We start from the raw sequence: 13,890 nt of genomic DNA, 5'->3' as shown, positions 1-13,890 counted from the left end.
GAGGTGATAAAACATCAGATCGTCAGCGGTCAGAATCAGGATTTCTGCATCTGCTGCTGGAAGGTAATTTCGATAAATTCGGCCGGGCGGCTGATCGCCACCAGCACCGTAATGCGCAGGATCCCTTCCAGAATGTCCTGTGGCGTCATGGTCTTGCCGAGCCCGACGTCCACGCTGTAGGCGTCTTCCGGCGACGCGCCCGCCAGCCCGCCGCGTTTCCAGATCCCGAACAGAAAGTTTTCGATCATGCTTTCCATCGATACCCAGGTATTGGCGGTGTTGGGTTCGAACACGTAGGCTTTGGCGGCCTGTTTGATGGATTCTTCCAGCATGATCATGGTCCGGCGCACGTTGACGTAGCGCCAGTCGAGGCTGTTGCCGTCCAGCGTGCGGGCGCCCCACACCAGCGTGCCTTCGCCGGTGAAGGTGCGCAGCGCGTTGATGGATTTGCCCTGGGTGGTGACGTTCAGGTCTTCCTGCTCGTCGGCGCTGATGTTGACGCTGGGGGAAACTACCGCGTTCAGGCTGACGTTGGCCGGGGCTTTCCACACGCCGCGGGCGTTATCGACCATGGTGTAGATGCCCGCCATCGACGCGGCGGGCGGCAGCAGGTTCTGCTGGCGCCGGATGTTTTCCAGCACGCTTTTGTAGATGGGGCTGATGGAGAACAGGATCTTGTGCAGCAGCGTTTTTTCCGCTTCGCTCTGATCTACCGTCAGTTTGGCGACTTCGTCCAGCATCTGCTGCTTTTTGGCCGCCTTCAGCTTGTTGCCGCCGCTGTTCAACTGCTCGGCGCTCAGCCCGTCCAGATCTTTGAACGCCCCGGCGATCTCGGCGTTCAGCACCGTGGTCAGGATGTCCGGGTTATTGATATTGGCGAAGCTGATGTCGCTGTCCTGAATGATCGAGGTGTTCAGCCACGGGTAGTACGCGGTGGCGTAGTCCAGGTAGTTGATGCCCAGCTTGGAACGAAAGGTAGCGATGCAATCGCCGCTGGGGTCCTGCCTGTCTTTATAGCCTTCCCAGACGTCGAGAATGGCGACGCGGTTTTTCATTGTGCCGCCGCAGTGAGCCAGCACCGCCTGCTGCACATTGATGCAGTCGTCTTCCTTCAGGCATACCGCTTCAGGCGTCAGCACCATCGTCGGTTCCGGCTCCTTGAGCAGCGGCGTGATGCCGTTTTTCAGAGTATCGGCGTCGATTGCGTCCTGATAGCCGCCCACCGAAACGATGTGGCAGGGGCCGCCGCCGTTCTGGAAAAAGAACAGCATGCTGTAATACAGCAGGTAGCGGGTATTGGCCTGGGTGAGGGCATAGGTTTTGCCGGCCTGACTGAACGCGGCGTCGCCTAATACCGTGTCGGTTTTTTCGACGATATCGAATTTATGCAGCGGCGCGCCGCCGAAATAATGGCGAAAATCCGACATGGAAGTAATACGCCATGCTTTATTGCGTAGCGATACGCCGCCATTTTCCGCTTTTTCGGTATAACCGATAAATGCCGGCACCGCAGTGGCGACTTCCACCACTGAATTGGGGAAGGCATTTTTCTCAACAATATAAACGCCTGGGGTTTTCATTACACCCATAATTTGATTCCTTCTGATTTGAGGTATATATATCCACCCCCCGCATTACGGCGCGTATAATAAAGGATGGTGCCTGCTCCAGTGAGTAATGTGCTGATTGCTGATATTTTATTTTTTGTTTTTTATTGCCCTTTTTAATCGGTATGTCAGTTAACAATGATTTCCGAAACGACTTCTGATGTCTTTTCAATTTTTAATCGACATTGACTAAGCGGTGTCGCCACGGGTAATGGGTCAATTAATAATTTGTTTTCCTGATAAAGCTGAAAATGGTAATCGGACCTTTGCTGCATTTTTAACGGCTCCCGGGAAATAAACGCCTGCGCACTTTTTCCATTAGCCAGGGTTTCCGTTCCCAGATAATCAAACTGATTGTCCTGACGGCTATCCTGAATACGCGATTGCGCATTCACATACGGCGCGGTGAACAGATATTTCCAGCGCCGCCGTTGGCTGAGAAACGGCACAATCAATAATGGCGCCGCCTGATGATCGATAAAGGCAGCGATAGCGGCGGCGCTTATCTCAATATCAACCAGCCAGGCCAGGCTCGCCGGCCGGGCGCGCAGACTGGCTGTTCCCGCCGGTGCCGTGTCGTTGGCCGCCTGCAAACGCACCTCGCCGGGTTCCGACTCGCCAAGCGTGTAGCGAAAGTGCGGCGTATCCCGCTCCGCCAGCCCAGGTATCGCGGTATAGCTGAAAAACCCGGCGTCCCGACTGCAAAACCACCACTGCAGCGATAACGCTTCCGTTATGAGCAGGGCGTTCTGCGCCCGATCCGCCAGCACCATCAGCCCGTCGGCCAATGGTTTAAACAACAGTCCAGCTTGTTTCGCGGCGTGCTGGCTGGACGGCGCCAGTTCGCCATAAAACGGCAGGCTGGCGCAGCCGGCAAAGAATTCGTGCTCAATACGCAGCTGAAACAGCAGGCCGTAATCGCTCATGGTGATTAATCCTTTGTCACGTAATCCTTTGTCACGACAGTATGCAACTGCCCGACGCCTTCCGACTGAGACTGAATCGCCTGACTGTCGGCGATTCTCACCCGCAGGCGATACACGGCGGACGGCAAATAGCGGATTCCCAGCATGTTCCACATATTTCCAAGCTCATGGCGCGGCAGGCTGTCCATTTCCAATAATATTTGCTCAATTGCCTCGTCCATATCTGGGGCGTTATAACGGTTAAGCTGGGCGTTCTTATGAAGGAACGCCATCGCATGCGCAATTACCTGTAATCCCTCCGCGTATTGCGCGCCGGTAAAATTCGCCGCCACCACCATGGAAACCCGAACGTATAACGGCGGCGTGGCGACTGCGAAGCGGTTACCGGGATTGGCGGCATTGCCCCGGTGCGTCAGCGTTTCCCTTTCAATATTCGACAGAAATACCACCAGCTTATTTTTCGCCAGCGGAAACATCTTGCCATCGTCATCGGCCGGGTTAGCTATCACTACGACATCGTCATGCCGATTCAGGATGTTTTTCAGGTATTGATTCAGTTGTCTTGCGAGATAATTGAGAGAGGCGTGAATCATGGGTTTTCCTTTATTAATTATCCTCTTTAGAACTCGCTATAAATGAGGTGGCTGTAAGTCGTACAGCAAGTATTGCTGATGACATTCATGCTGAAAAGAGCATTCGGATTTCTGACTGAATTAATCATGATTTTTACTGGTGTTTGAAATGATTTATTCATTTCTATTGTCTTTTTTATTGCTTCTGTTTTTGATGTGATGTTTTTTACCTGCTTTTGTTAAATCTATTTGGCGCTTTTTTGTGCTTGATTCTTATGGTATTGTTACGCAATTATTGGGTTTGACCCTGCCGATTGTCAGGATTTTAAACCCGTATTTGAGGTTTTTCTTATCTTTTTTCTTGATGATTTTATTATCTCTATATTAGCTATTCGGAGGCTATACATGACCTTGGGGCGTTCTGTCAGTCTACTTTTACCCCTTATTTTACTCTCTTCCCACGCTATTGGAGCGGCGAAGTCATTCGATGGTATAACCTGTAAGAGTGATATTCCCTCGGCATTAATCGGGCGTCATATGCCAAATGAGCGTGTTGTTGCCATTGAAGAGCGTTACAAGAGTATTGATCTAAAAGATCTGGGGACTTACGGCATGGAAAGTGATGGTGATCCATGGTCGCTTATGTCATGGCAAATATGCGGTCGGGAGTATTTCTTACTCGAGCGTCGCGAAATCGTCAAAGACGTCCTATCGTCACCTTCACCGAAAGAAAACCCGAAAGCACAAATCGTTTCGTGTGTAGTTGATGGTTCGAATTCCTTCGATACGTTTGTTACGTTTATCCCATCGGAGGAAAAACCATGGCCAAGGACGGTTGAACACGCCTGGCGCATCAATGACAAGACGGTCAAATTTTCGAAGGTTGAAGGCAAGGAAATTGTTTGCAACCCATAATGGTGAGGCAGCTCAACCTTTGAGTTGAACGGATCTGCCGGTTGAACGGACTTGCGCAAAAAGTTGCGCGGTCCGCTCATTTCTATAATTAGACTTCATTCATTTCGGTGCGTTGTTACAGCTTGGGAAATAATGAAAAACTATTGTTATTGTACGGTTCTTTGAATTTCATCTGTTTTAGAAACACAAACAACCGACGGGGCATTCGTTTCTATTTCCGCAACATCACCGCCCATTGATTGCAATTATGCTTAAATGCTATGTCGGACATGACTCAGCCCGATTGGTGATTTGTGATATCTGGCGATTAATGCGATCGCACTATTCGGACTGCGTATCCTTAGCGTGATCTACTATTTTTCGAAGCTGTTTCGCGTCATTACCCAATACAGAGAAATAAACATGAGATTATTACTGATCGGAGCAACCGGGCTGGTCGGTCATCAGGTGTTATTAAAAGCGCTGGCCGATACGCGTATTACACAGCTGGTGGCGCCGGTGCGTCGTGCATTACCGGCTCATGACAAACTGATCGCGTCGCCGGTGAATTTTGATCAATTGCCGGAAGACGCCGACTGGTGGCAGGCGGATGCGGTAATTTGCACGCTGGGTACCACCATCAAGGCGGCGGGCAGTCAGGCGGCGTTCTATCGGGTTGACCACGACTATCCGCTGACAGCCGCGCGGCTGGCTCACGCGCATGGCACGCCGGCCTACGTGCTGAATTCGGCGTCGGGCGCCAATGTATCATCACGTTTTTTCTATAACCGGGTGAAAGGCGAGCTGGAGCGGGATCTGGCCGGGGTGGGGTTTTCCTCGCTGACGCTGGTGCGTCCCGGTCTGATAGGCGGCGAGCGTGACGAGCGCCGGCCCGGCGAATGGGTGGCGCAGCAGGCGCTGCGCGTACTACATCCGTTGCTGCCGTTAAGCTGGCGTATTAATCCGGCCGAACGGATTGCGGACGCGTTGCTGGCGGCGGCGCTGAATCCTGCCGCTGGTGTACGGGCGATTACCTCTGAACATCTGGTGTAAAGTGAAGGGCAAAGTGCATAACGCAGGAGTCAATATGAATAGCGCGATTTCACCGGTTGAACTGGCAAAAGCCTATCGGCTGGTTAACCACGGGCCGACGGTGCTGGTATCGGCTTGTCATAACGGTGTGGACGATGTGATGGCGGCGGCCTGGTGTTGTGCGCTGGATTTCGCACCGCCCAAGCTGACCGTGGTGCTGGATAAGGCGACAAAAACACGCGAGCTGCTGGAAAACAGCGGTTATTTCGCCATTCAGGTGCCGACGGCGGCACAGCTGGAACTGACCAATCAGGTCGGCAGCATCAGCCTGCGGGATAACCCGGATAAGCTGGCGCGCTGCCAGGTGGAACTGTTTCGCTCCGACGAATCGGATGTTCCGCTGGTTGCCGGTTGCGCCGCCTGGTTACTGTGCAAACTGATTCCTGAACCCCACAACCAGCAAACCTACGACCTGTTTATCGGCGAGGTCATCGGCGCCTGGGCTGATTCGCGTGTATTCAGCCACGGTCACTGGCATTTTGAAGCCGCCGACCCGAAATGGCGCAGCCTGCATCATGTGGCGGGCGGGCACTACTACGCCATCGGCGATGCGCTGGATGCGAAAGAGTCGTGACCATAAACTAACGCCCTGCAAGAGCAGGGCGTTGAGGGGAAATAAGCGCCATAATACAGCTGATCGTATTTATTGTGGTTTACTGTTTTCTATTGGCGGTAAAGGGGATGAGGATTTAAATGATTCTATTCCCCATTGCCAGATTTGTGATTTTCTTTCTGGTGTAGTTAATAATCCCACCATGCCATAGAGGAAGATAAATAAAATAATGCTGGCGATAATTCCCGAAAAACCACTCCATATCCAGGATAATACACGTAATGCAATTGGTGTTTTTTGTTTTTCTTTTCTTGATGCGGCTCGAAAAAATTCTTTAATGGCCTCTTCTTTGGCATTCTCAATGGCCCGACTTTTTATTATGTCGCTCTCAGCTATTGTTTGATTTTTTTTTATCTATTTCTATTTTAAAATTTTCTATTTCTGAGTTTTTCTTATCAATAATATCGAGTTGCTGCTGATAATCCTTCCTGATTTCCTCTTCCCAGTCTTCCAACAGGCGAGAAAACATTGTTCTGGCATTATCACGGTAAGCATCTAAACGTCGTTGAGTATGTACAACCTGCTCATGAAATTGCTTTACGGCAAGATCAATTTCCTGATCGGATTGACCATTAGCGCGCAGTTTTTCAGCGTATTGGTTTTTTTCAAGTTTATAGAACGAGTAGGCTATCAAACCAATACTGTCTTCTGGACTTTTTACCAGTAACTGAAAAACCCATGATTTTTCATTAGCTATCACCAAAGAATTATCGCTTTCCATCGCCCTAAAATAACGTCCTTTATTAACATAAAAGGTTTTTCAAGCAGCAGTTAATTTTACCCTTGTTCGTCACTGGAACGTAATACCTGACTCATAGCCTGATGAATCAGCTCGTTCAGGTCCGACTGAGAAAGTGTTCTGACTGTTGCCGCCACACCTGCTGCGCTGGCGCGGTTTGATGCCTGTTCGACGGATTGCAACATAGCCTGGCGGTGTGCTTCGGAAATTCTCTGCAATTCAAATGAACGTGACATAGGCAATATCCTCGTCCTTTTTTCTGAATTTATTGTGGTAACCGGGTTCATCCTTGAACCTGTACATAATGCCGAAGCCAGTGTTGGCCCCGGCACTGATGACGCTTTGACCTGAACCCGAAAATCGGCGCGGACTGGATGCCCAAAGGGCATCAGAAGCGTATCGCCACGCCGGGACAGAACCAGAAGCATTATCTGGCCGGCGCACTGCATTCGGGTACGGGGCGAGTCTCTTACGTCAGCGGCAACAGCAAGAGTTCTGATTTATTTATCAATCTGTTAGAAGCATTACGACGCATATACCGGCGAGCCAAAACCATTACGTTGGTGGTTGATAACTACATCATCCATAAAAGCCGCAAAGTGGAGCGCTGGCTGGGGGAGAACAGGAAGTTCCGGCTGCTGTTTCTGCCGACCTATTCGCCGTGGCTGAATCCGATAGAGCGATTGTGGCTATCGTTACACGAAACAATAACGCGAAACCATCAGTGCCGGTACATGTGGCAGTTACTGAAACAGGTAACGCAGTTTATGAATGCAGCTTCACCGTTTCCCGGCAACCAACCTGGCCTGGCTAAAGTGGAGCGGTAATATGAGAAGCTATTTAGCAATCGGTTTTATTCGTTCGAGTACATAGAGAGCAGCTTCCCCCTTCGAGTCAGGCCATTAGCCAGTCACTCATAAAAGAATAATAAAATCAATCAGTTGAATGAAACGATGTACAAGAAAGCCTTAGAGTATTTTTGCATTGCATTCAATCACATGGGTGAATGTGATGAATATGCTCGGATAGAAAGAGAACACCCTGAGCTAAAACACCTATTTTCATATGAGTTCGCAGTGAGTCGGGCGGAGAGAGCAAAATTCCAAGGGCGATTTAAAGCGATAGAGCTCGTATTGACAAAATCCATGGCGGAAAAACCAAAATCTAACTCATAGTGCAACATTGGATATGGGTTACTGCACACAGTTATCCCCCCGATACCTTCTTTGGCTACATCCCAACCCCAATTGCTGGTTTTCTCGCTGCAATATTTGCTAATTAGCGCAATGTAAATGTATATTCATACAGTAAAATGGATGTCTTAATCGGACTGGAGGATGTCACCAGTTAGGTGTAAGCTGTCCAACATGAAAAGCACAATCTCAAAACTCAACCGTGAGAAGCTAGTGTACTTCTCAGGACACGAAACGTTCCCTCTGCGTCAAATGTGGCTCAAAAAAGCTATTGACCAAGCGACCGTTGATGGGCTGATCCCCAAAACTATCTTTACCGATGATTCCGCTATCGCTGTTTTCGGTGTTGGTAAGAATATGGTTGCATCGATTCGACATTGGGCCTTGGCCTGTGGCGTCATGATTGATGAAGGAGATGCTTACCGCGTAACAGACTTCGCTATGGACACGCTGTCATCAAAAGAAGGGCTTGATCCCTACGCGGAAAACCCTTCTACCGCGTGGTTTGTTCATTGGCAGCTAGCAGGGAAAGGTAATCGATCTACAACGTGGTATTGGTTGTTTAATCATGTGACCGCACCTACGTTTAGACGAATAGATCTCGAAGGGTCTTTGGCTGACTATGCACGCACTCTTGACCCTAAGCATCGACTGTCAACTACCACCATTTCGCGTGATTTGGAAACATGCATACGTAGTTATGCTCCACGTACAGCAAATGGTTCTCCAGAAGATTTTGCTGAGCCTCTATTGGGCGAATTAGGGTTAATCCAAGAGGTTCACAAGGGCGAATACGCATTCCGCCGAGGCCCTAAAGCTGCGCTTCATGACGGCATTTTTACCTATGCCCTTATTGATTTTTGGGATAAAACCGCACCCAAGCAGAGCACGCTAGCTTTCGAAACTATCGCCTATGCCGAAGGCTCCCCCGGCCGAGTATTCAAGCTCGACGAGGAGTCGATCGCTCAACGACTGATTTCTTTGGACGACTTTACAGGGGGCAAACTCGCCTGGTCGGACTCAGCTGGCCTTCGTCAAGTACACAAAAAAGAACTCACCGATAATGATCGAAATGAAATGGTCAGACGAGCTTATGACTGAGACAAAAGAGCAGATGCTCTCGGATATTGTCCAAATCTCACACCAATACCAACGATCCATCCGAATTGATGCGGACATTGGTCGTGCTGATTCACTTGACGGCTACATCTTTCACGCCACTGCATCATCAGTGATAGATGGTATGTGTAAACAGCTTGCGTCAACCAACCAACGCAGTTTCACTTGGACCGGACCATTTGGTGGGGGTAAGTCATCCTTGGCTGTGGCCTTAGCGAGCGCCCTACACCCTAAAAATGATCTTCGAAATAAAGCTCGAGCAGTCCTCAACCTAAACTCGAAGCCTGATTTCGACAAAGCTTTTCCTGTTCAAAACGGCTGGCTTGTTATTCCTGTGGTAGGTCGCCGGGGTAGCATCATCAAAGAGCTGGATCATTCTATTCGTACAGCTCAAGGCAAGAGTTTTGATGGTCGAAACAAGCCGAATGCGCAGCGCATCATTAACGATCTTCTTGCTGAAGCCAAAGCCCGCCCGAATGATGGTGTACTGGTTTTTATCGATGAAATGGGCAAATTCCTTGAGGCATCAGCCTTGGATACAGGCGATGATGTCTATTTCTTTCAAGAGCTAGCTGAGGCATCTGCACGTTCCGAAGGCCGCCTGGTTGTGATTGGAGTGCTACATCAATCATTCGCACAGTATGCTAACCGCCTCGGAATAGACACTCGTGATGACTGGACTAAGGTCCAAGGTCGTTACTTGGATCTTCCCTTCGTCGCTGGAAGCGATGAGGTTGTTGAGCTCATTGGCAATGCCATTGAAACCAAACAGAGTCCGGAATGGATGCGGGATGCGTCAAAAAAGGTTGCTGAGGCAATCAGAGCTTTGCGCCCCACAGTCGGCAGTAATTTTGCCGCAGCCCTGGAGCGTTGCTGGCCGCTCCATCCCACCATGGCTGCGTTGTTAGGCCCAATATCGAAGCGGCAATTTGGCCAAAATGAGCGTAGCACCTTCGGTTTTCTCTCCTCGGTAGAGCCTTATGGATTCCGTGCCTACCTACAATCCACATCCGTATGCCAATCGACTTGCTATCGACCTAGCGATTATTGGGACTATCTACGCGCGAATCTAGAACCAGCCATATTAGCCTCTTCCGATGGACATCGCTGGTCCCAGGCTGTCGAGGCTGTAGAGCGCGCCGAGGCCAAGTCTGGTGATCCTCTGCTTGTTGCAATCATCAAAAACATAGCCATCATCGATCTGTTTCGTAATGGTTCTGGGTTGTCCGCAGACCTGCGAGTGGTATTGAGTCTATTCCACGATGTGCCACAGGAGCAGATCGAGGTGGCTCTTAATAAGCTCTCATCACTAAAAGTTGTGTTATATAAGAGCTACACAGGTGCCTGGTCTGTCTTTGAGGGAAGTGATTTCGACATCGATGCCGCTATTACCAAAACACTGGCGGCATCTCCAGGAATTGACTACGCAAAGTTATCCGAGCTCATGAGCTTACATCCAGTAGTGGCTAAGCGGCATTACCATGAAACGGGTTCTATGCGCTGGATGGAACTCTCTTTATGTAGCATTGAGCGAGCGGAGAAAATCGCTAAAAACTATTCTCCCCAACGGGGAGAATTCGGCCAGTTTATCCTTGCTCTTCCTGATCGCGATATGACTATTAGCGAGGCTCGAGAGCGAGCTCAAGCCTGTTCTTATGAACAACCTTGGCCTGTGTTGGTCGGCATCCCAGACAACCATTCTCGCATAGCTGAACTTTCGGCTGAATTAATTGCTCTGGAACAGGTAAGAAAACGCCATGAACTTGAGGGGGACCCGGTTGCCCGTCGAGAGGTTTTTGCTCGCTTAACCGCTACGCGCTCCATGCTCGAAAATCATTTACAAGCCGCTGTTTCATTGTGTAGGTGGTACGATGGCAGTGACAAAGTTATCGAACCTGGAGCTAAGCTGTCGCCTATAGCCTCAAATCTCGCGGACAATCGCTACCAGCATTGTCCTCGGGTGTGGAGCGAGCTAGTCAACCGCGACAACATTTCAAGTAACAGCGTCAAAGCTCGGCGTGATTTACTACATGCAATGCTCAACGCTGAAGGCCAAGAGCAGTTGGGTATCGAAGGGTTTCCGGCCGAGAGAGGCCTTTTTGAAACGCTGCTTGTCGCTCCTAATCTTTATAGAAAAGAAGGGGGGACTTGGCGTTTCTGTGAGCCATCCGCTACCTCCCCTAACGGCTTCAGCAAGTTGTGGGCAATTACCCGACAGCTTTTTTCTGATGCCAATATCTGCGTTGGTGTGAAAAGGGTCTACGACTGTTGGAGTGCGATGGGGATGAAGCAGGGCATCCTCCCTGTCTACCTCACAGTGTTCCTATTGGCACGCAAAGCTAATATCGCTGTATACAAAGAGGGAATGTTCATTCCCAAACTCAGCGATGCCGACATAGATGAGTGTTTGCAAGACCCGACCCGCTTTACGCTCCGCTGGATCGCAATTGATAAGGATAAGAGCCAGATTCTCGAAGGAATCGCAAGTCTACTTGAAGAGATCGGTGAAAAGGGCGGCGTGGCAGATCCTTTAGAGGCAGCACGTGGTCTCGTCGCCATGATGTTCAACATGCCCGAATGGGCTCGTCGAACTCAACACTTAGGTGAGACGGCTAAAGCAATTCGGGATATGTTGTTAAAGGCCAACGATCCGCACAAAGTCCTGTTTGTCGATCTGCCTTCACTACTGGACGCAACCGACGCGACAACCTATTTGGCTGCTTTGCGTAATCCACTACAAGAAATCGCGACTGCCTATCCAAAGATGCTCTCCGATGTTGAAAGCAAAATGCTCGAAGCTCTCGATGCGACTTCTGACGACTTAGCTTCTCTGCGTGAAAGAGCAAAATTGGTGGCAGGTATCTCTGGTCATTTCCGGCTCGATGCATTCTCTACACGACTAGCCTCATACGATGGTAGTCGTCAGTCTCTAGAAGGGATTTTGAGTCTGGCGGCAGAAAAGCCGCCACGCGATTGGGTTGATCGTCACATTGATACGGCCGTGCTCGAGCTTGTCCAGTTTGCTCGCCGATTCCGCGAAGCAGAGGCTTTCGTCGCAGTCAAAGGACGCGAAGCTCGCAGCGAAGCCATGGCTTTAGTTATTGGCACCGGTGCGAATACTACAACGATTTCTCGATCATTCGCGATTTCGGATCGTCATCGCCAGACAGTTGATAGTAAGGCCATGGAGTTAGCTAAAATGTTCCAAGAGCAAGGATTTGATACTGATGTATCGCTAGCAATTCTTGCCAAAATCAGTGTGCAGCTGGTAAAGGAAAAGGAGCACGTGGATGGCTGAGAGACATGTATTGGGCCTCTCTGGAGGAAAAGACAGCGCCGCCCTTGCCGTGTGGATGCGGGATCATCATCCAGAGCTAGATATCGACTACTTCTTTACAGATACGGGTGAAGAGCTTCCAGAGGTATATGAGTTCTTGGGAATACTTGAAGGTTATTTGGGTAAGCCCATTGAGAGGCTTAATCCTCGTCGAGATTTCCGCTTTTGGCTTCGGGAATATAATCACTTTCTACCTAGCCCACAGACGCGCTGGTGCACTCGCCAACTTAAGTTGGCACCATTCGAACAATGGGTCAAACCATGGCTGGCTGCCGGTGATACCGTCTTTTCCTACGTGGCTATTCGCGCGGATGAGGAGTATCGCGAAGGATATTCTGCGAAAGCTCAAAATTTGATAGTGAAATTCCCGTTTCGCGAAGCTGGCATCGACAAAGCTGGTGTGGTGGACATCCTGGAGTCTTCCGGTGTTGGCTATCCCAAATATTACGAGTGGCGCTCGCGCAGTGGCTGCACTTTTTGCTTCTTCCAGCAAAAAATCGAATGGGTGCGCCTAAAAGAACAGCATCCCGAGGATTTTGAAAAGGCCAAAGAGCTCGAGAAAGATGCGTTGGAGCATGGGTCACCTTTCACTTGGTCAAAAGGCGAATCACTCTGGGAGTTAGAGAAGCCTGAACGCATCGCAGAGATCAAAGCGGAATACGAGGCCCGACGAGCACGTATTCGCCTAAGAATCCCCGTTAATCCTCTACGGCCGGTGAAAGACGGTCCCGTAGACATCGATGATGTCTACGGGGAAGATGAAGGTGGTGGTTCGTGTCTTATTTGCCACAAATAAACAATCTATTTTTGACCAAATGAGTACTAATGGACCCTCAACTTAGGCCTTTGCAGTCATGTCCTGTTTGTTCTTTTACTAGAAAGTTATCTCAACATCTGATTGAAGTAGGCCTTGCTGCAAGCTTTCTTGGGAACAAGTCGATCTACGAAAGCGAACATGGCACGACAACTATCCGGACCAACACGATCGGAGATTGGTTCGCGTTAGCCGCTCGGCTTGAAAAGGTTGAAGTTAACACTTGGAAGTTCGAGTCCTCTGATGCGAGCTTTTACTGCGGCACGGTTGCTGACAACATAGACGCGCATTCCAAGCACTACACAAACTATGCTACGGCGCTTACGCGCTTCGTGTTCGTCTGCAATGGTCTAGAAGAGGCTTACCGCTTCATCGATCATCTCTACGCCCCGCTGTCTGTAGCTAGGGGCGTGGCTAAGAAGGATCTGAAGCGGACTAGCAGCATGCGGGCCGTAGCGCTTCTTGATGATCTTTTCGAACGAATGGGCGCGCTGGCCGCCCCAAATGACTTCGAACACCACTGCAGAAACTTCATCAACCTATTCAATCGATACAAAGCCGAACACAACGCATCAGTGGGTGGCATAGAGGTCGGTGCAGAAGTATTTCCCACCTTCGCCCTTCAACTCGTACGCAACCTTCGAAATCATGTCGCGCATGGGGCCTTCCCATTGGCGCCGCCAGTGGACTATGGCGGCTATGAGGACAGCGAGGAATTGGTCCTCATGCTCAAGCACGCGTGCCGCGTCGTGGCTCTATACATACAGATCATCCTACGCTGGTTCAGCCCTGGATTCGAGTCGTACGACTACAACTCCATGGTGGGATATGGCAAAGAATTCGACCGTTTCAAGGAAAGATGCACTCTCGAATACATCCTCGATTTACATCGTCAAAGCGATTTCGCTCTTCACCAAGACCATTACCGCGTTGACGATGACGAGAAGTAGGACATTGAAGTCATCACGCCTCGACAAGGACCTC

The 13,890-nt window shown here is 50.0% G+C and carries 12 protein-coding genes and 1 pseudogene; 8 read left to right on the top strand and 5 right to left on the bottom strand.

Features of this window, described 5'->3' with window-relative positions; translation table 11 throughout:
• Positions 1–35 precede the first annotated feature (35 nt).
• The 3 genes from CVE23_RS18455 to CVE23_RS18445 all read right to left on the bottom strand — a co-directional run bounded on the left by CVE23_RS18455 (position 36) and on the right by CVE23_RS18445 (position 3,126).
• Entirely contained in the window at positions 36–1,589 is a 1,554-nt protein-coding gene (locus tag CVE23_RS18455) for a phage tail sheath family protein (protein WP_049855533.1), read from the bottom strand.
• A gap of 146 nt (positions 1,590–1,735) precedes the next feature.
• Positions 1,736–2,533 carry a hypothetical protein gene (locus CVE23_RS18450; protein WP_100850115.1) on the bottom strand — a complete coding sequence of 266 codons (798 nt, stop codon included), beginning with the start codon at positions 2,531–2,533 and terminating at the stop codon, positions 1,736–1,738.
• A 5-nt stretch (positions 2,534–2,538) separates the two neighbouring features.
• The gene (locus tag CVE23_RS18445; RefSeq protein WP_100850114.1) at positions 2,539–3,126 is read right to left on the bottom strand and encodes a Pvc16 family protein; all 588 of its coding nucleotides are present in this window, start codon (positions 3,124–3,126) and stop codon (positions 2,539–2,541) included.
• A gap of 384 nt (positions 3,127–3,510) precedes the next feature.
• On the opposite strand from CVE23_RS18445, the gene CVE23_RS18440 reads away from it, so the two are divergent.
• The 3 genes from CVE23_RS18440 (at position 3,511) to CVE23_RS18430 (ending at position 5,665) form a co-directional block, all read left to right on the top strand.
• Positions 3,511–4,020, top strand: coding sequence for a hypothetical protein (locus CVE23_RS18440; protein WP_049855536.1), 510 nt, complete (start codon positions 3,511–3,513; stop codon positions 4,018–4,020).
• A gap of 402 nt (positions 4,021–4,422) precedes the next feature.
• Entirely contained in the window at positions 4,423–5,052 is a 630-nt protein-coding gene (locus CVE23_RS18435; RefSeq protein WP_100850113.1) for a Rossmann-fold NAD(P)-binding domain-containing protein, read from the top strand.
• Positions 5,053–5,086: 34 nt separating this feature from the next.
• Positions 5,087–5,665, top strand: coding sequence for a flavin reductase family protein (locus tag CVE23_RS18430; protein WP_100850112.1), 579 nt, complete (start codon positions 5,087–5,089; stop codon positions 5,663–5,665).
• Between the two features lie 367 nt (positions 5,666–6,032).
• Here the strand turns inward: CVE23_RS18430 and CVE23_RS18425 are convergent, their stop codons facing one another.
• Complete coding sequence (locus tag CVE23_RS18425) at positions 6,033–6,425, bottom strand: hypothetical protein (protein ID WP_100850111.1); 393 nt, start codon at positions 6,423–6,425, stop codon at positions 6,033–6,035.
• A gap of 56 nt (positions 6,426–6,481) precedes the next feature.
• Complete coding sequence (locus CVE23_RS18420) at positions 6,482–6,679, bottom strand: hypothetical protein (protein WP_225622609.1); 198 nt, start codon at positions 6,677–6,679, stop codon at positions 6,482–6,484.
• Positions 6,680–6,787: 108 nt separating this feature from the next.
• On the opposite strand from CVE23_RS18420, the pseudogene CVE23_RS18415 reads away from it, so the two are divergent.
• From CVE23_RS18415 to CVE23_RS18390, 5 genes and pseudogenes are all read left to right on the top strand, one after another.
• Positions 6,788–7,270, top strand: a pseudogene (locus CVE23_RS18415) (IS630 family transposase); the annotation flags it as partial.
• A 540-nt stretch (positions 7,271–7,810) separates the two neighbouring features.
• Positions 7,811–8,737 carry a DUF4007 family protein gene (locus CVE23_RS18405; protein ID WP_100850109.1) on the top strand — a complete coding sequence of 309 codons (927 nt, stop codon included), beginning with the start codon at positions 7,811–7,813 and terminating at the stop codon, positions 8,735–8,737.
• Positions 8,700–12,053, top strand: coding sequence for an ATP-binding protein (locus CVE23_RS18400; protein ID WP_225622608.1), 3,354 nt, complete (start codon positions 8,700–8,702; stop codon positions 12,051–12,053). The genes CVE23_RS18405 and CVE23_RS18400 overlap by 38 nt, the downstream gene beginning before the upstream one ends.
• The gene (locus CVE23_RS18395; RefSeq protein WP_100850107.1) at positions 12,046–12,888 is read left to right on the top strand and encodes a phosphoadenosine phosphosulfate reductase family protein; all 843 of its coding nucleotides are present in this window, start codon (positions 12,046–12,048) and stop codon (positions 12,886–12,888) included. The genes CVE23_RS18400 and CVE23_RS18395 overlap by 8 nt, the downstream gene beginning before the upstream one ends.
• Positions 12,889–12,917: 29 nt before the next feature.
• On the top strand, positions 12,918–13,856 hold the full coding sequence (locus CVE23_RS18390) for a hypothetical protein (protein ID WP_100850106.1): 939 nt from the start codon (positions 12,918–12,920) through the stop codon (positions 13,854–13,856).
• Positions 13,857–13,890: the final 34 nt, after the last annotated feature.

Origin of the sequence: Dickeya fangzhongdai (genome assembly GCF_002812485.1) — a bacterium.
Classification (GTDB): domain Bacteria; phylum Pseudomonadota; class Gammaproteobacteria; order Enterobacterales; family Enterobacteriaceae; genus Dickeya; species Dickeya fangzhongdai.
Note: the sequence above shows the minus strand (reverse complement) of the source record. Positions and strands in the feature narration are given on the sequence as shown.